This is a genomic window from Clostridium sp. D53t1_180928_C8 (assembly GCF_015667795.1).
Lineage (GTDB): Bacteria > Bacillota > Clostridia > Clostridiales > Clostridiaceae > Clostridium.
Genome location: NZ_JADPEL010000007.1, coordinates 80,260 through 98,728, shown reverse-complemented (window position 1 = coordinate 98,728; position 18,469 = coordinate 80,260). Strand labels below are relative to the sequence as shown.

Below are 18,469 nucleotides of genomic sequence, written 5' to 3'. Positions count from 1 at the left end.
ATGTTTTTATTATTTTATTATCATTGAATCTCCAAAAGAGAAGAATCTATATCTTTCTTTTACAGCTTCATTATAAGCATTCATTACTTTTTCTTTTCCTGCTAAAGCAGAAACTAACATTATTAATGTTGATTCTGGTAAATGGAAGTTAGTTATAAGTTTATCAACTACTTTAAACTCATATCCTGGATAAATAAATATATTAGTCCAACCACTTTGTGCCTTAACAAAACCATTTTCATCACCAATTGTTTCTAAAGTTCTTGTAGAAGTTGTTCCAACAGATATAATCTTATTTCCTCTTTTTTTGGTTTCATTAATTATTTTTGCATCCTCTTCTTCTAAATGATAAAACTCTGAATGCATAACATGCTCATTTACATCATCTACTTTAACAGGTCTAAATGTTCCAAGCCCTACATGCAATGTAACATACGCAATATTTACACCTTTTTCTTTTACTTTTTCTAAAAGCTCTTTTGTAAAGTGTAATCCAGCTGTTGGAGCTGCTGCAGAACCTTGTTCCTTAGAGTAAACTGTTTGATATCTTTCTCTATCATCTAGTCTTTCTGTTATGTATGGTGGAAGCGGCATTTCTCCAAGTTCATCTAAAACTTGTTCAAATATTCCTTCATAAGAAAATTCTATTATTCTATTTCCTTCTTCAACAATATCTACAACCGTACACTTTAATTTACCTTCTCCAAAAGTAAATTCAGTTCCTATCTTAGCTCTTTTTCCCGGCTTAGCTAAACACTCCCACTTATCTCCTTCTATTCTTTTTAGAAGTAAAAACTCAATTTTCCCTCCACTTTCTGACTTTTCTCCTATAAGTCTAGCAGGCATTACTCTAGTATTATTTAAAACTAATGTATCTCCTGAATTTAAATATTCTATAACATCGTAAAAATGCTTATGTTCTATTTCTCCAGTAGCCTTATCTAAAACCATTAATCTAGAATAATCTCGCTTCTCTAATGGATGTTGAGCTATAAGCTCCTCTGGTAAGTAAAAATCAAAATCACTTGTTTTCATATATATCTCCTAACTTTCAAAAAAACTTGTTTGTCTTTTTGCAACTTTTTTACCTCTTTCTCTTCCTAAATGACTATATGCCTTATCTGTAGCTGTCCTTCCTCTAGCGGTTCTAACAATAAATCCTTTTTGAAGAAGATAAGGTTCGTAAACATCTTCTATCGTTCCTAGTTCTTCACCAATAAAATAAGATAATGTTTCAATACCTACAGGTCCCCCGTTAAAGTTATCAATAATAGCTTCTAATATTTTATTATCAACCCTATCAAAACCTTGAGCATCTACTTCTAAAAGTTCAAGCGCTGCCTTTGCTTCTTTATAACTAATCAAAGAATCTGAATATACTTCAGCATAGTCTCTAACTCTCTTTAATAGTCTATTAGCAATTCTTGGTGTCCCTCTAGAACGTCTCGCAATTTCATATGCTCCTTCTTCAGTTATATTGCATCCTAGTACAAAAGCAGATCGTACAATTATTTCCTTTAATTGCTCTTCTGTATAATATACCATATCACAAAGAACACCAAACCTATCCCTTAATGGGGAAGTTAGCATACCAATTCTAGTTGTAGCTCCAATTAAAGTAAAGTGTGGCAAATCTAATCTAATAGATTTAGCTGCTGCTCCTTTTCCTATAACTATATCTAAAGCATAATCCTCCATTGCTGGGTATAATATTTCTTCAACACTTCTATTTAATCTATGAATTTCATCAATAAATAAAACATCATTATCTTTTAATGTTGTTAATATTGCAGCCAAATCACCAGCTCTTTCTATTGCTGGACCTGAAGTAATCTTTAAATCTCCACCCATTTCTTTTGCAATTATATTTGCTAATGTAGTTTTACCTAATCCTGGTGGTCCATATAACAATACATGATCTAATGCTTCATTTCTTCTTTTAGCTGCCGTAATGAAAATATTAAGTCTTTCCTTAACTTTATCTTGACCTATATATTCATTAATCTTTTGAGGTCTTAAACTTAATTCATTATTTCCATCCTCCAGAATTTCATCTGGTGTGATAATTCTCTCCAAAATCTATCACCTCTATCCCATTAATACTCTTAAACATTCCTTAATAATATTTTCTACAGATTCTTCTCTATTTACTTTCTTTAAGGCACTTTCTGCTTCCTTTTCTGAATATCCAAGTGCTAATAATGCTCCAAGCGCTTCACCTATTGCATTTGCATTACTTGGTGCCATATCTTCAAACCCTTGTTGAATATCAACGCCTTCAGAAACTTCATCTGTTTTAATCTTATCTTTAAGTTCTAATATTATTCTTCCTGCAGTTTTCTTACCAATTCCAGGTGCCCTGCAAAGATGTTTATCATCTTCCATAATTATTGCATATTTTAAATTGTTTATTCTACTTATTGATAATAAGGATAAAGCTGCCTTTGCACCTACTCCACTTATTGAGATAAGAAGTTTAAACATTTCTAATTCTTCTCTATCTTTAAATCCATATAATCCAATAAAGTCTTCTCTTACTATTTGTTCTAGGTATAATTGTACTTCTTCAGATACCTTAGGCATTTCTGCCATTGTTGCTCCTGAAGTAAAAATCTTATATCCTATCCCATTATTCTCTATAATAACATAATCCTTATTAATTCCAATATATTTTCCCTTAATATATTCGTACATTTTCATCCCCCTTAATCTAATTAATAATTAGATTATATTTGTGCTTTCCTAATTAAGTTTTATATTTCAAACTGTATATCAACACAATTACTTCTTTAGTCTACCTTATACTTTATCATTTAAACTTAAATTTTTCAACAATAAAGAGTTATGCTATTCCTATAATATATAAATAGCATAACTCTTTTCTCTTTACACTGTTATTGACCTGTAATTGGATCTCCATAAGGCTCCATAATATCAATAGAATCTGCATTAGTAAATATATTATCTATTGCATAATCAAAGGTATTTATTTCATTAGGCTTGTATAATAGCTTTGAAATCAAATCTTCCTTTTCATCTTGAAAAATAAATTCACCTTGTATCTTTTCTATTATTTCTCTTGTGTTATATAGCCTACATTTTCCTTCTTCAACTCCTATTTTATAGCAAATTACATCAGCGATATCATCAAAATCTTCTGTTAAGTCTTCATATGCGCCAACTACATCATTATTTCTTGTCCTGAAATAATAGTAGTTATTAATATATGCTTTTGCTGTTTCTTCATCATTAAAACCTTTTATGTTTCCACTAGGCATAACTAATAAATATTCAAAATTTGGCATAATACTCATATATCTTCGCCTCCTTAGTTGCTTTCATTAATATTTTCTCCTCTTATGTAGAATGTTATACAAGCATCTATTTTCCTATAATGAAAGAGATTATAAATAAAAACCAAATTCTATTTATAATCTCTTCATATAAAAATATATATAATTTAAGGGTATATTTAAAAAACCACTTTAAAAAGTGATTATATGGGATAAGCATTATGAAATATACGCAGTCAACTTTTCAATTGCTTCATCTTTTGTATCATAACAATTTTTCATTTTTTTTATTTCATCTAAATCTTCACCTTTTAAAAAACTAATAGGTCTACTATTTCTATATACATCATCTTCATTTTCAATTGTTAGTTTTCCATCTGCATCTGTTTTATAAATTGCAAAGTAGCCATCTTTTTCACCTATATAATATTTATTAGGTTGCAATACACTAGTTGCTCCATCCTTATTAAAAACTACCTTTTCATCTTGTAATTCTTCTAGACTATATCCATTTGCTTCGAAAAAATTCACAATAAACTGTTGGCTAATTTCACTTGTAATAAAATTTTCTTTTTTAAATTCAGAAATACTTTGTTCTTTTTCAACAACCCCTTCATTCATTAAAATAAGAACCATATTATCATCTAAAGCCTTAGTGTTGTTGTATACTGTTTTTTCTTCTTCACCATTATTCTTAACGTATTTAGGATTGGTTAATCTATCAGTTATAAAATAGGTAGCAAAAAAACAACCTACAATAGCAAAAACAATTACGCCTGAAATTATTGCTAATTTCTTATTTATATATTTATCTTCATTATTTTTAAATTTACTATTCATAAACATCACTCCTTAGCTATAATTCTTGACAGCTTTACAAATGATATTCATACTTTTAAAAAATTTTTACAAAAAAATAAAAGCTCACATTGAGCTTTTACCATTCAATCGTTAATATACTATAATCCTCTTTTTTAAGAGATATTCTATATCCTTCTAATAATAACCAGCTTACTAATTGTCTTTGAATTTCTTCACTTTCATCATCCATGGCAAGGATTGCACTAATTTTATTTACTCCCATATTTTTTCCCATATCAATATTCTCTTGTATCTTATTTTTATGACTTTCGAATTTTTCTTTTAATTCATCATTTAAAAATTCCACAAAAACTCCCCCTTTATACAATAAAACCTCTTCTATATTAAATATTAACTTTTTTAACTCCATCTATATATTATTTTATTTTCAATCTAATAAGCTAAAAATGAAATTCTCTTACTATATTATGATTAATATTAATAGTTAACCACAAAAAAATAAAAATTATTTGTTTTTTATTTTATTATAAATTTCTTCCTCTTGATTTATACTATATTATTGCGTATAATTTATGTTTGTAATATAGACAGTTCGGGAACCTCCTGTCTTTAAACAAAACTAGGTAAAAGTTTATACTTAAAATAATAGCTAAGAATTAGTAATTATTTCAGTAGATTTAATTTTAAATTTATATCAATAGATTTCATCCATAAAACTACTAAATTATAACTACTAGGTCCTAACTATTATCAGCCTTAGGTTCCTAATAATTCTTATTAGGAGGTTTTTCAAAATGAAAAATGATTTAACTAAAAGACTTACTAGAACTGCAATCATTGCAGCTATCTATGCAGTTGTAACTGTTGCAATTGCCCCCTTATCTTACATGGGAGTTCAATTTAGAATTTCTGAAGTTTTAGTTTTACTAGCTGTTTTTGATCCATTATACATAGGTGGATTAACACTTGGATGTTTAATTGCTAATTTATTAGGTCCTAATGGTCCTCTAGATGTAATATTAGGAACACTAGCAACTTTCATTAGTGTTTATGCTATTTATTTAACTGGTAAGATAGTAAAAAATTATAAAGCTAAGCTTCTAATAGCATCTATTTGGCCTACAATATTTAATGGTCTTATAATTGGTTGGATGCTAAATATGTTATATGGTTTACCACTAGTTTTATCTATGGGACAAGTTGCATTAGGAGAATTAGTTGTAATTACTTGCATAGGAGTTCCTTTATTCCTATTAGCAGGCTCTAGATTAAAAAATGCAATGACATTTAAATAATTATTCAGGACAACATTAGGTTGTCCTTTTTTTATATAATAAATGGATTTATGATATAAATCCATTTGTTATATAATTTTAAATTGCATTATTATCATCATCTTCTGGACAAATAGAACCTTTTATTATTTCTTCTTCTTCCTCTAATTCTTCTCCAAGCTTAGGATTTATTGCTTTAATAAACATATTAATAAAGTTTAATAATATAAATAATACAACATATGTGGCAATAAATATTTCTATATCTCCTAATAACTCAAATATATTTCCTAATACAGTATATCCACCATTTATAAAATATATAGACAAATCATAAGCTGCTAAAGTAGCTATTGCTAATGGGAAAGTAAAAGATGCATATGCTGGTTTAAATCCTTCTTTAAATAATTTAATTATATAACTGTAAACAACAACTAATAAAATTAATCCAGTTACTATTAACCATATTAGCATATATATATTAGGATTAGATTGTATACTTAATATTCCAACTACTCCAAGTGGTGCTGGAGAACAAACTATTCCTACTGTAGGTAATTTATGATCATCTAAAATCTCACTTTTAAATACTATATATAGAACAATAGGTAATAATACAGTATAAAATATAAATCCAAACATAAGCATAAAATGTGCAATTTCTGGTATATAAAATCCTATCATTCCTTTACTTGCAACACTTCCAGTTATCATACCTGTATATACAATAAAGCACGTTGGCATTATATTATTAAAATTCCATTCCTTCGCTCTAATAACTGTATAAAAAACCACTATAAAATAATGATAAATAACAGCTGCTAACCATAATATACTGCATAGGATTGGTAAATGCGGATAAAAATATGATGCAACCAACCAAGTAACCATTCCCATTGTAGGATAGAAAGTTCCCATAACAGGATCTCTTAACTCTTTATACATAACCTTTGGATATAGAATCAACCTTAATAGCATTAATATAAGCATTATTATAGCTAATATTATTGATAAAGGTTTTAAATATTTAATATCTTTTATTATCCAACAATTACTAAGTGTTATAAAGGCCAAACATGTTCCACTTATTCCAATATGCAAGTTTTTTAACTTTGCTAAATATCTTTTTATAAAATCACCTTCGTTTCAGTTTGAAATTTCAACAATTCTATACTAGTATTCCTCACTTTTTAAAATTTATATAAGTATTTTCTAATTGAAAACTTCATAAATAAATCTAATAAAAAAGATAGATAAAACTGAATTATCTTCAGCTTTATCTATCTACATTATATATATTATATGAAGGTATTTAATAAACTATTTTATTAAAGAACCTTGTTCATTACTTATAATTATATCTCCATTTTTAATCATTTCTAAAACTTCATTAACTTTATTAACTGTTTCTTCACTTAAATTTGGATTTTCTTCTGGAATACCAACTCCATCATTTGAAGCATCAAATGTTAAAGTTTCTCCTCCTGGGAAATTACCATCTACTGCTGCTTTGATCATATCATAAGAAACTTGATTAAGCTTTTTAGTTGCAGAAGTTAAAATAGCTGATTTATTATTTTTCTCATCATATATACCATCTGAATATTGATCAACATCAACACCTATAATCCATACATCTTCACCATTCATACGTCTTGTTTTAGCTTCATTAATAGCTCCTACACCAACACTTGCCGCTGCCGTAAATATTGCTTTTACTCCTCTTCCATACATTTGAGCTGCAATTTGTTGTCCAGCTGCAACATTTTCAAATGACCCTTCATAAACTACATTTTCTGAACTTATATTCATACTTGTTCCTAAATTTTCATTAGCATAAGTAACTCCTTGTTGGAATCCCCAATTGAATCTTTGTACTGATGGTATTTCCATCCCTCCAATGAATCCTAATTCACCACTCTTTAACTCTAAAGCTGTAGCAACGCCTGCTAAAAATCCTGCTTGCTCTTCTGCAAAGTATATAGATACAGTATTTTCTCCAACCTTACTTTCAAAACCATTTCCTTCTTGCCCGTTGTTTGGGGTACCATCAATAAGCACAAATTTAGTATTTGGATATTGATTTTGTGCCTTCATTATTGCTGTTTCAAATTTATATCCTGGAGTTACAATAGTATTAAAATCACCGTCTACTAAGTTAGCTATTTCTGTTAAATAATCTGATTCAGTAGTACCTGCTGGCTTTAAATACTTAACATTAATATTAAAGTCTTTTTCTGCTTCTTTTATTCCTTCCCATGTACTTTGATTAAATGATTTGTCATCAATACTATCAGAATTTGTAATCATTCCCACAGTTATTTCATTACCACCACTTGAAGCAGTGCTTGTACTATTTCCACACCCGACTAAACTAGTTAGCATTAATGCAGAAAGTACTAATGCAATTGATTTTTTTTTCATTATTATTTCCTCCTATATTGAATATTGACTTCAAATAATGAAAACCATAAAAATTACATTAACTTTAAGTGAAATTAATATGTCTTAAACTTAAGTAAGTTTATAGCTTCATACATATCAAGTCCACTCATAGCCGGAAATTTAAGGCTTCCTGTAGAAACATCCCACCTTATTAGGGACTTATATGAGTCTTTTTTATTTTAAAGTTCCATCCGAACTCCTTTCAGCATTATATATTATATAATTCTCAATTTCAACATTTTTCTCCATCTATTCGAACTTTTTTATAGATTATTTTAAAATAATTCGCTTATTTAATAAAAATTAACCTTTAAAAATTATACATAAAAAGGAACATATCAAAGTTGATATGTTCCTTTTCTTAATATATAAAATATTTTATGCAATATTCTCTTTTTTCTTTAAAAATACAAACCCAACGCTTGTTATAACTAATGCTATAAGTATAACTTGAATAGAAGATATTGGCGCTCCAGTTTGAGGTAGTTTATTAACACCTTCAGTATTATTACTTCCTGTATTATTTCCATTTCCACCAGGAACTACTTCTGGCTTTATTTCTGGAGTTTCTTCTGGATTAGGATCAACTGAGTTATTTTCTTTTAATTCATTTACTGCTTCTATGATTTCTACTGATGTATTATCTACATTAAATGTAATATAAAGATTTTCTAATGATTTATCAGCTAATGAAATCTTTATTTTGAATACTGTGTATTCACCATTTTCTTCTGTTTCAATTTCTATATTACCTAATTGCTTTAAGTTATTTAAGAAAGATTTTATCTTATTAATTTCAACATCATTAATTTTCATTTCCAATGGACTTTCATAACTTCCGTCACCATTTATTAATGTAACTATAGTTGTATCTATAATACCTGACATAGCTTCTGGAATAACTGCTGTATCTTTACCATCAATTAATAAATTATAATTCAACTTATCAATACCATTTTCCCATTGATTAATAACAATATCTCTCATTTCTCCAATAATAACAGGATCAATATGACCATCAAAGTTATAACTATCTCCACCAGTCATTAAGAAGTCAATACTTGTTAAAGTATAATACTTATCTTCTTCAACTTTAGTTCCATCTGATAATCTCATTGAAGTTATTTCATCAGTTTCTGAATCATACCATACCGTTAAACCTGAATATTGTCCCCATCCAAATCCATCTGGATTAATTCCATGTTGAATTAACTCTTTTAATTTAGCTCCTGTTACTTTCATTGTAACTACATTATTATCAAATGGTAATATTGTATACATATCTCCAAGAGTTAATGTTCCTTTTGTTAAAGGTGCTCTAATTCCTCCACCATTAGCAATTGCTACTTGTGTTCCACCCGCTTGTCTCATTGCCTCTGCAACCGTTACCCCAAGAGGTGTAACCCCTGCATATCTATCGTGATCTAAATCAAAGTTTAATTCTGTTACTTCTGTTAATAATGTTGGTGCTAATTGTTCATTATATTTAGCTATAGTTTGTTCAACATTTTTATCTATAGGAAATTCATTTGTAGTACTTTCAGCATAAAACTGTCTAGTATTAGCCTCTACACCTAATATTTCCTCATTCTCATCAAAGGTAAATGTAATTACTGATAATCCTCTACCATTATATCCTGCTTGAACAACTGGTACATCTTTTCCAGTATTATTATTATTTACAAATCCATCAACAAACTTATGATTATGTGCAGCAACTACTGCATCAATATCAGCAGCGTTTTTCGCTATTTCTGCTGCTTCACCAGTTATACTTCCATCACTATTTTCTAAAGCTGGTGAGTGAGTTAATGCAACTACTATATCTGCACCTTCAGCTCTAACAATTTCTGAATACTTATCAATTGTTTCAACTATATCTAAGAATTTTAATCCTACAACATTTTCTGCTTTTGTACTTGTTAATGTTTCTGGTGTTGCAATACCTATAAAAGCAATGTTAATTCCATCAACATTAGTCATTACATAAGGCTCTGCATATTCTGGTGCTACTCCAGTAGTTTCATCAATTAAATTTGCAGCTACAAACTTAAAGCCTGCTTCCTCTGCCCATGGTTTTATTTTATCTGAACCCCAATCATACTCATGATTACCTATAGCAGATGCTACTATTCCAATTTCTTTAAGCATTTTACTAACAGGTTCTCCTGATAATATGTTCGAAATTGCTGTTCCTTGATATATATCACCACCTGAAACTGTGGCTACCCCATATGTATCACTTGTTTCATCTCTTTTTTGATATTCTTTTATAATCCCTGTTAACTTTGCAGCTCCAATATTTTTTCCACTTTCTAATACATTTCCATGAAAATCATTAAAGCTTAAGATTTCTACAACTTTATTTGAAGATTTACTATCGCTATTTTCCTCTTCACTTAAAATTTCATTTTCAATATTTTGAACTACTTCAACATTAATTTCATCTGCTTTAACCACTTTTACTGGTGTTATTAATCCAGCACTAATAGTAAGTGTAGTTATAAGCGCAATTAATTTACCTTTATTTTTTAACATTTTTGTCCCCCTTAAAATATTCAAGACAAATAGCCCTATGTCTTTTTGTATATTAAGAATTTTACAATATACGAATATTTTTTACAATACTTTTTATAATATTCGTATACCTTTTTTTTAATAATTACCACATTTATATATTTTAATAATACTATTTTTTATAAAATTATAAATACTTCTTCTATGTTATAATAGCCCTTTCTCCCAATCTTATGTTTATCAAATTTGCAAACTCTCTTAAAACAAGTCTCAAATACCTTTAATGGATTCCCCTTCAACTTTTCTTGTTTATCTAACTTCTATAATTCTTTACACTCAATATAACCAATTACTAATTTTTCTTTTAACACTTCTATATCTGAAATTCTTGCTATAACATCATATCCCCCTACTCTTTAATGTGTATATCTCATAGAATAGAGTATCTTCTATTAGGCCCATATTAAGAATATGTATATTAACACCCTTACTCATAAGTTTGTCTATATACTCCAATCCTTCTTTTGTAGTCCTGCAGAACCTATCTAGTTTAGTAACTACCAATGTATCTCCTTCTTGAAGTGATGATAGTACATCATTAAATGTCTTTCTTTTACTCCACTATAACTTTCTTCAACTATTTCTGCATTTGAATATCTTTCTTTAATACTTCTCTTTTGTTCTTCAATAGAATTCCATTCAAGCTTACCTTTTGTAGAAACTCTGCAATATCCTACAACTTTACTCATTTGTTTACCCCACTTTTGAATATTAGTTTTGATTTATTATTAATACTAATCATAAAGCCAAATACACTCCTGTTCTTAGTTGTATTTTGGGCTTATGATTAGTTTGTCCAGGGATTGAATGTTTAGCTCATTATATTTTCTAGAATTTATTTTTTAATTACTTGTAAAGTGGTGCTTCCTTAATAAATCAAAAAAAATATAACTGAAAAGTAATTTTTCAGTTATATTTTTTATTAAAATTTAATTTACTTGGAACATATAATAAGAGTATACACTATGATTATCTTCCTTATTTTCATATACTAAAACTAAACTATAATAACCAACAGTTAACTTTTCTGTAGTAAATGATATGCTTCCATCTTCTTTTATTACATCTTGTATATTAAATGTTGTTTCTTCATTAGTAACATTATTAGATATTGCTATTTCTTTAGGTAGAACTTTTTCTCCCTTTCTATTTATCACACCATCTTTAAATGTAATATTTTTATTATCTTCATATAACATTCCATTAACTATAAACTGTGGCTCTATGTTTAACATAGTTAATTTTTTCAAATTTTTAAGTGGTGATAAATCTCTTACTTCATTATCTGAAATATTTAATACTTCTAAGTTTTTAGCATATTGTAATCCTTCTAGGCTTCTGATGCTATCTCTTTTAAATCCACATGTTAATGTAATTAATTCATGCATATCTCTAATAGTTATATCATTCCCTGTTAATCCCAGTTCTTCTTTTATAATATTCTTTAAATTAGAATCTGGAATATTTATTACCTTAGATAAATCAACATTTTCTTCTAAAGCATCATAAGCTTTCCTTAAATCTAAAGTTAGTAAATTTACTTCTTCTTGATTATAACCATCAAGTAACGCTTCATTTAAATTTGCTAAAACAACTTGTAAATTATTAAAGCTATCTACCGTATAATCTTCACCATTTAATCCATTAATAGTTGTAATTAATGAATCTAATTCTTCTCTATTAATTTGTTCTTCGACATTATGCTTAATAAGTTTTGGATTAGCTATTACTGCATGGTCACAAGATATTCCATCTTTCCCACCACTAACTTCTAATACTAACTCCTGTACACCTTCTATAGGAACATTTACGTAAACTGCATCATTAGCATGCTTTATAATACCAGTAGAAGCTAGAACTTGTCCATCTGCAATAATTTTAAACTCTATACTTGTATTATTTTGAGCTACTATTCCCATGTCTACTCCAAGTATTGCTTCAAATCTTTCATAATTTTTATCTGATAAATCATATACTATCTTTCCATTTGCATGAACTCCAAAACCTTTTTCAAAAGTTTTTATTTCACCCAATTGTCTAACTTTTATATTTTTATTTCTTCTTGCAGGACTAGGACTATATCCTGTAGTTGCACTTTTCCACTCATAATCTGATAGATAGTCATATCCACTTACCACTTCTACTTTAATATTATCACTTACAGTAATATCTCTATCTGTAACAGTACAAGTAACATTATAAATTCCTACTTTATTTAAATTAACATCACTTTCAAACTGTATATTACTACTTATATCTTTACCTAAATAATTTAATGCCTTAACATATTCTTTATAATTAATCTGCTCATTTACGGCAACTGAAATAGTATCTTGTTTAACTATTAATGAAGGTGTGAATGTATTTACTACTATTCCCTTAGTTGTTGATAAATCTTTTGCATAAGCAATTACTTCATAGCTAGCATTTTGATTTACATCTACATCTTTTACAATAAAACTATTTCCTACAGTAAATCCTATAACCTTGCCATCCTTTTTAATTTCATATCCTAATAAATCATTTTTATTTGATTCATCTATATTAAATTTTAAAGTAGCAGTTTTATTAGCTTCATCTAAAGTAGATTTTACTGAAATATTAATATCATTATTAAATCCATTACCCGCATAATTCATAGCAGTAGTGTGTAAATACCATGGTTTAACATCCAAATCAGGTAATTTAGCTAATTCTGCCTTACATTCTTCTGATAAAGTGAATTTATACTTTTCATAGTATTTAGTTAAATTTACTCCCATTATTTCTGATGAGTACTTAGCTAATATATCTTTCTTTTCTTGATAATCTTTTACACTAGGCTTTCTTTCTCTATACATACTTTCAAGTTCTGCCCAATAAGTATCCTTCATTATTTGTAACTGCCAGAACACTCCTAGCTTTTCAAAGTAACCAAACTCTTCAAATCCTTTTAAGCTTTCTTCCGGAGCCAAATTTTTATAAATAGAATTATAATCTACAGAGTCTCCTCTTCCAGTTCTTATAGCAGCTTGGTTTGCCCACATATTATTAGTTATTTCTCCCCAAGTTCTTGCAGGTATATCCATTTGGTGACCTGTCTCATGCATTGTTCCCCATACTATACTCTTTATACTTGATATATCAGTTCTTAAGAATACAGGCATTACATGTCTTTGATATCCCATATGATCACCTGCAGCATAAGCTGACCCAAAAGGTTGCATTAATCTCATTGTAGCTCTAATATTTGTAGAATCATTAGCTGGATCACTTGGATCATCCTTTAATCCTGCAAATTTAAAACCTTGTTCAAGATTATCATTCCATACATTAATACTTTCATTAACATCTACACCTTCGTTTATATAAACTTGATATGCAGCTTTTGCTGTACCAGTAAACATAACTCTTTTTGAGTTATATTCAAATATATCTACCATAGTATCTGGATTTTGATTTAATTTTTCTGTATATACCTTTAGCTCTTCTAAGAATTTCTCTACATTATCACCATCGTTAAATAGCGGGAATTTTTCTCCCCCTTCAATTCTAACTACTGGAGCCTTTCCTTGATTATCTGGTGTATATTTATTTACTAGATATACTGCTCCACCTGGAGTACTCTTTTGACTCCATCTTTCATCATATATCTTTGGAACTACTATTGTATTTAACCCCTTTTTTAATTTATAATTTCTTCTCCAATTTCCATAATGACCTTCTTGTTGAGTAAATACTATTTCTGGTGTTGGAGCTCCATCATCAATTTCAACATAAATATTAAACACCTCTCCAGGCTTTGCAACTATACCTGTTGACTGAAAATCATTCCCTAAGCTTGACATAGATAATTGTCTAGTTGCTTTTGAATGAGTATCACCAAGCTGTTTTAATGTAAATGTATTTTCAGAGTAATTAACATTTCCTTCTAATATCTCTTTAGCTAATTCTATTATCTTCATATAGATTTCTCTTAATGGATGGTTATTAACCTCTGCTTCTAATTGTATAATAGATTCCATATTATTATATTCAGGTTTTAATTTACTCATTGTTCCATCAGTAAATATACTGCTTATCTTTTTAGATACTATATCTTCTTTATAAAACATTACTTCTGATGCTGTTGCATTATTACCATATGATTTATTATATACAAACTTAATTCTTTTAAATTTAGTAGGATTAAATTTAAATTCCATCATATCGCTAGTTCTATTTACTTGTCCTGTAGTCACTAACTGGAATGTATCTCCTTTAGTTGTAGTAGATGCCCATATTTCAAAATCTTCTGCAAAACCAACTATATTCCCTGCTGATCTATAAACCATTCTATCTAAAATTGTAGCTTCTTTTAATGTAAATATTATTTCATTTTTAAAGCTATCTGAGTTATGCTTACCAGTTTCCCAAAATGTATTTATGTCTCCATCTAACATTCTATCGGCAGCATATCTTCCAAAATTTCCACCATTAGTATATATATTAGATATATTAGCATTGTCCATTTTAAACTTACTATTATAGTTATCTAAGCTATTACCATAAAAAATATCAAATCTACTTATATCTGCTTTTGTAGCATCATTTTTTTGTTGCTCTAAAAGTATTTTTGCATTTTCTATATCTTCCTTAAATACTTCATATAGCGGATGTAATTTTACTTCCTCTTCTAAAGCATTAATTTTTTCAATCGTATTAAATTCATCAGATACTTTACTTAATGTTTCATCTGTAAATAATCTTTCTACTTTATCTTGTATAACATCTTCTTTATAGAATCCAAATTCTGATGCTGCTGCCCAATTTTCTACACTCTTTTTATATACAAATTTTATTCTCTTTACATCTGTAGGATCAAACTCAAATTCTAAAGTATCTTGAGTTACATTAGCTTTACCATTAGATATTAATTTAAAAGTATCTCCTTTAGTTGTTGGTGAAGCATAAATCTCAAACTCTTGAGCAAATCCTCTATTCATATTTCTTCTTGTAGAATAAACAATTCTATTTATTCTTTTAACTTCATCAAACTCAAACTCTACTTCATTGTTATATGAACTAGTATTTACTCTTCCTGATTCCCAAAATGTATCTAAATTTCCATCTAATACGTTTTCAATTCTTGTTTGATTTGATGTTCCACCTGTATTACTTGCCTTTATTATGCTTTCTCTACTTACCTTAAATTGCTTATTGTAACTTTCTAAGTTATCTCCACTTGCTTTAAACTTTGACACCTTAGCTTCAGTTGCCACAACTTCTCCCCTTTGTATTAAAAGCTTAGCATTATCAATATCTTCTTTAAAATCACTGTATAACACATGTGATTTTACTTCTTGCTCTAAAGCTTCAATCTTATCTATTGTATTAAACTCTTCATTTACTACAGAATATGTGTTATCAGTAAATAATCTTTGAACCTTATTTTTTACTGAATCTTCTTTATAGAATCCAAACTCAGATGCTGCTGCCCATCCTTCAACACCCTTTTTATATACAATTTTTATTTTCTTTACTGTAGTTGGGTTAAACTTAAATTCTACTGCTTCTTGTGTTGGTGTAGCTTGTCCTTTTGATATTAATTCAAATTCACCTTCACTTATTGATGAAGCATAAATTTCAAATTCTTGAATAAATCCTCTATTTGTTCCTCTTTTTGCTGAATAAACTACTCTATTTATTGTAACTGTTTCATCAAATTCAAATTCTACTTCATTATTATATGTACTAGTATTTACGCTTCCTGATTCCCAAAATGTATCTACTCTTCCATCTAATACATTATTTATATTTGTTTTATTTGATGTACCTCCTGTATTTGATGCTCTTATTATTTTAGAGTTATCAATTTTAAACGCTTCATTATATTTCTGTAGGTTTTCATCACTAACTCCAAAATTTGATACAATTGCATCAATTCCTTTTTGAGAACTTTGATCTTCTACTGTTTTTACAACCTCTCCATTTCTTAAGTCTTGTGCAAAAACATTAGCTGGTGTAGCAACTAAATTAGTTATAGTAGCTGCTAAGATAAGTGTTGCTAATTTTCTTTTTAACATATGCTTTCCCCCCATTAAAGTTTTCCCAAGAAAAGTACATTAAAAAAGCTACCCTAAAAGAGTAGCTTAAATAAATACACAAAGTATTTTGTTAAATAAAAATACAACCAAATAGATATATCTTATGGAAATTTAAATTTAACTAACAAAAAGTATAATGCACTCTTTGGCAACTGGCTGACATAGTTATTAAACCTTAGTCCCTATAGCTTTGCGTCCCTAAATTTCTTTAGGTTTGCCTATTCAATTCTCCTTAAGCTTACCATAATTACCCATACACCGCAACTTTTTTTATAAATTTAATTTTGATTTTTTAATGCTTCACATATTATAACCAACAACATTCTTCTATAATAATTTTATAATTATATAAATATTAAATTTCTTCAACTTTGCAACTCTGTTTTTTACCATTTTAAATAATATTCTATAAACAAACTTTCAACCTTTCTTAAGTCAACTAACTTAGACCTTTCATAAATACTTCTTATAGCTTTTAAAATATCCTTATTATCACTTTGAAAATCATAAACACTCTATCTTTTATAACTATTCCAAAGTGCAAGTTGAGTTTCCATATATTAATCATCACCACTTTTAATCCCTAACTTAACTGGATAACCACCAACCAAACTCTCTGAAATATAATCATTTGCCATTCCTTAAACATCAAATATTTCACCAATAAGATAATCTTTATCATCTTCCAAGCAATAAGCAACTCCAACCCTTGTAATTATTCTCTCGGTCGTATTCCCTACAAATTGCAAAACTTTTTTATACTCCACTCGCAATTTAATATTTATAGTCATATCAAGAATGTAAGTGATTCAAAATATGACATCTATAATTGTTTTTAACTACATCACTCACTATAAATATAGAAATTAATTTATAGTGAATATTATTTTTTATGTCAATAAAAAGTAACTTAGCTCAAATATTGGCCGAACGTATAACCACTTGTGAAGCAAGCAGTATTAATTTCAAAAGTTATCGTAAAGATAATAATGTTAGTGCTAGTCAATAGTATTACTGACTTAAAAAATTAAATACTACTGCTTAAGAAATTGGTTCAACACATAAAAGAACTCCTAGAAAAAATAAAGTAAAAAAGATGTTAGCAATGATTTACCATATATTCATAATATCTTTTAAGCTCAGCTTTATCTCTAAAATTTTTCATCAATCCGAAAATATGTATTATTTTAGAAATTGATTCTATCGAACTTTTTTTCCAGTTTAATTCTTTTATATTTTTTCTTATTTTTAGCCTTACTTATATAGATTTGGTATTATATTACTCTTATTATATAGGCTTATAGATAGCTTGTACATTATTGCTATCAATTATACTTTTATTCGTATTTCTACTAAACTTATCTTGAAATATTTCATTAAAAGTTTTATGGCTATAAAACACGAACATTAATTGTTTATATTTTTTCATGGTGGTGAACCTATATTAATCTCCTTCTCATTTTCAATTCTGTTAAGTTATAACACCGCATTCTTTAAGACTTATTGGAACTAAAATATATAGTTTTTGCTTTATCCGTAATCTTATAAACTTTTCTAGTATCCCCATCAATATATAATTGCTGTTTTTCTAATAATCCCTTACTCTCTAGATTAATTGCTCTTTTGGATATCAATTGATGCGAGCAGTCTAATTCTTTTGCCTTATCAACTATGTTATTCATCAGTATCTGTTGTGCCTGTCTATCTAAATTTTCATTAAAAGCTTCTGCCAAATAATTTGTTTTATCAAAAAGGAATCAACTCTTCTATCTCTTCAACATCAAATTCTGTTTTACAATATGTAATAAATTTAAGAGTTGAATTATAGCAAGTTTTTATTGTTCTTTTACTGTAATTCCTCACTTGCATATCATATTTATACTCTTTTAATAAACCTTCTAAAAACAAAAAAACACTTTCAATATTGATACACTATGTATATCAATATTGAAAGTGTAAATACCATTATCAAATGATTTTTTTAAGTTCTGAG

Annotated in this window: 12 protein-coding genes, 1 pseudogene and 2 riboswitches; of the genes and pseudogenes, 1 reads left to right on the top strand and 12 read right to left on the bottom strand. The window is 28.1% G+C overall.

All coding sequences use genetic code 11. From position 1 onward, the window contains the following. Window positions 1-9: 9 nt before the first annotated feature. The 6 genes from queA to I4V51_RS07095 form a co-directional block, all read right to left on the bottom strand. Window positions 10-1,035: a tRNA preQ1(34) S-adenosylmethionine ribosyltransferase-isomerase QueA gene (queA, locus tag I4V51_RS07120; protein ID WP_195987631.1), complete on the bottom strand. Its 1,026-nt coding sequence runs from the start codon at window positions 1,033-1,035 to the stop codon at window positions 10-12. A gap of 9 nt (window positions 1,036-1,044) precedes the next feature. After that, window positions 1,045-2,076 carry a Holliday junction branch migration DNA helicase RuvB gene (gene ruvB, locus I4V51_RS07115; RefSeq protein ID WP_195987630.1) on the bottom strand — a complete coding sequence of 344 codons (1,032 nt, stop codon included), beginning with the start codon at window positions 2,074-2,076 and terminating at the stop codon, window positions 1,045-1,047. 12 nt (window positions 2,077-2,088) lie between these two features. After that, window positions 2,089-2,694: a Holliday junction branch migration protein RuvA gene (gene ruvA, locus I4V51_RS07110; protein WP_195987629.1), complete on the bottom strand. Its 606-nt coding sequence runs from the start codon at window positions 2,692-2,694 to the stop codon at window positions 2,089-2,091. A gap of 200 nt (window positions 2,695-2,894) precedes the next feature. After that, entirely contained in the window at window positions 2,895-3,314 is a 420-nt protein-coding gene (locus I4V51_RS07105) for a hypothetical protein (protein ID WP_195987628.1), read from the bottom strand. Between the two features lie 198 nt (window positions 3,315-3,512). After that, the gene (locus I4V51_RS07100; protein WP_195987627.1) at window positions 3,513-4,133 is read right to left on the bottom strand and encodes a hypothetical protein; all 621 of its coding nucleotides are present in this window, start codon (window positions 4,131-4,133) and stop codon (window positions 3,513-3,515) included. A 97-nt stretch (window positions 4,134-4,230) separates the two neighbouring features. After that, window positions 4,231-4,461, bottom strand: a complete 231-nt coding sequence (locus I4V51_RS07095) for a hypothetical protein (RefSeq protein ID WP_195987675.1) — start codon at window positions 4,459-4,461, stop codon at window positions 4,231-4,233. A gap of 448 nt (window positions 4,462-4,909) precedes the next feature. Between I4V51_RS07095 and I4V51_RS07090 the strand changes: the two genes are divergently transcribed. Continuing rightward, on the top strand, window positions 4,910-5,410 hold the full coding sequence (locus tag I4V51_RS07090) for a QueT transporter family protein (RefSeq protein WP_195987626.1): 501 nt from the start codon (window positions 4,910-4,912) through the stop codon (window positions 5,408-5,410). Window positions 5,411-5,488: 78 nt separating this feature from the next. Here I4V51_RS07090 and I4V51_RS07085 read toward each other — a convergent pair whose 3' ends face one another. The 6 genes and pseudogenes from I4V51_RS07085 to I4V51_RS07060 all read right to left on the bottom strand — a co-directional run bounded on the left by I4V51_RS07085 (window position 5,489) and on the right by I4V51_RS07060 (window position 18,209). Beyond that, window positions 5,489-6,490 (bottom strand): TDT family transporter, encoded by a 1,002-nt coding sequence (locus I4V51_RS07085; protein ID WP_207745914.1) that lies wholly within the window; start codon window positions 6,488-6,490, stop codon window positions 5,489-5,491. Window positions 6,491-6,709: 219 nt separating this feature from the next. After that, window positions 6,710-7,813 (bottom strand): BMP family ABC transporter substrate-binding protein, encoded by a 1,104-nt coding sequence (locus I4V51_RS07080; RefSeq protein ID WP_195987625.1) that lies wholly within the window; start codon window positions 7,811-7,813, stop codon window positions 6,710-6,712. Between the two features lie 110 nt (window positions 7,814-7,923). Next, a riboswitch (purine riboswitch) is annotated at window positions 7,924-8,021 on the bottom strand. A gap of 191 nt (window positions 8,022-8,212) precedes the next feature. Next, window positions 8,213-10,372, bottom strand: a complete 2,160-nt coding sequence (locus I4V51_RS07075; protein ID WP_195987624.1) for a 5'-nucleotidase C-terminal domain-containing protein — start codon at window positions 10,370-10,372, stop codon at window positions 8,213-8,215. 378 nt (window positions 10,373-10,750) lie between these two features. Continuing rightward, window positions 10,751-11,100: pseudogene (locus tag I4V51_RS07070) on the bottom strand (recombinase family protein). 240 nt (window positions 11,101-11,340) lie between these two features. Then, on the bottom strand, window positions 11,341-16,455 hold the full coding sequence (locus tag I4V51_RS07065; RefSeq protein ID WP_195987623.1) for a discoidin domain-containing protein: 5,115 nt from the start codon (window positions 16,453-16,455) through the stop codon (window positions 11,341-11,343). A gap of 165 nt (window positions 16,456-16,620) precedes the next feature. Beyond that, a riboswitch (cyclic di-GMP riboswitch) is annotated at window positions 16,621-16,705 on the bottom strand. Window positions 16,706-17,969: 1,264 nt separating this feature from the next. After that, entirely contained in the window at window positions 17,970-18,209 is a 240-nt protein-coding gene (locus tag I4V51_RS07060) for a hypothetical protein (protein WP_195987622.1), read from the bottom strand. Window positions 18,210-18,469: the final 260 nt, after the last annotated feature.

Excerpts from the sequence above, each read along its gene's own strand:
- queA (WP_195987631.1), bottom strand. The coding sequence starts at position 1,035 with ATGAAAACAAGTGATTTTGATTTTTACTTACCAGAGGAGCTTATAGCT.
- ruvA (WP_195987629.1), bottom strand. The coding sequence starts at position 2,694 with ATGTACGAATATATTAAGGGAAAATATATTGGAATTAATAAGGATTAT.
- I4V51_RS07105 (WP_195987628.1), bottom strand. The coding sequence starts at position 3,314 with ATGAGTATTATGCCAAATTTTGAATATTTATTAGTTATGCCTAGTGGA.
- I4V51_RS07075 (WP_195987624.1), bottom strand. The coding sequence starts at position 10,372 with ATGTTAAAAAATAAAGGTAAATTAATTGCGCTTATAACTACACTTACT.
- I4V51_RS07090 (WP_195987626.1), top strand. The coding sequence starts at position 4,910 with ATGAAAAATGATTTAACTAAAAGACTTACTAGAACTGCAATCATTGCA.
- I4V51_RS07065 (WP_195987623.1), bottom strand. The coding sequence starts at position 16,455 with ATGTTAAAAAGAAAATTAGCAACACTTATCTTAGCAGCTACTATAACT.
- I4V51_RS07100 (WP_195987627.1), bottom strand. The coding sequence starts at position 4,133 with ATGAATAGTAAATTTAAAAATAATGAAGATAAATATATAAATAAGAAA.
- I4V51_RS07080 (WP_195987625.1), bottom strand. The coding sequence starts at position 7,813 with ATGAAAAAAAAATCAATTGCATTAGTACTTTCTGCATTAATGCTAACT.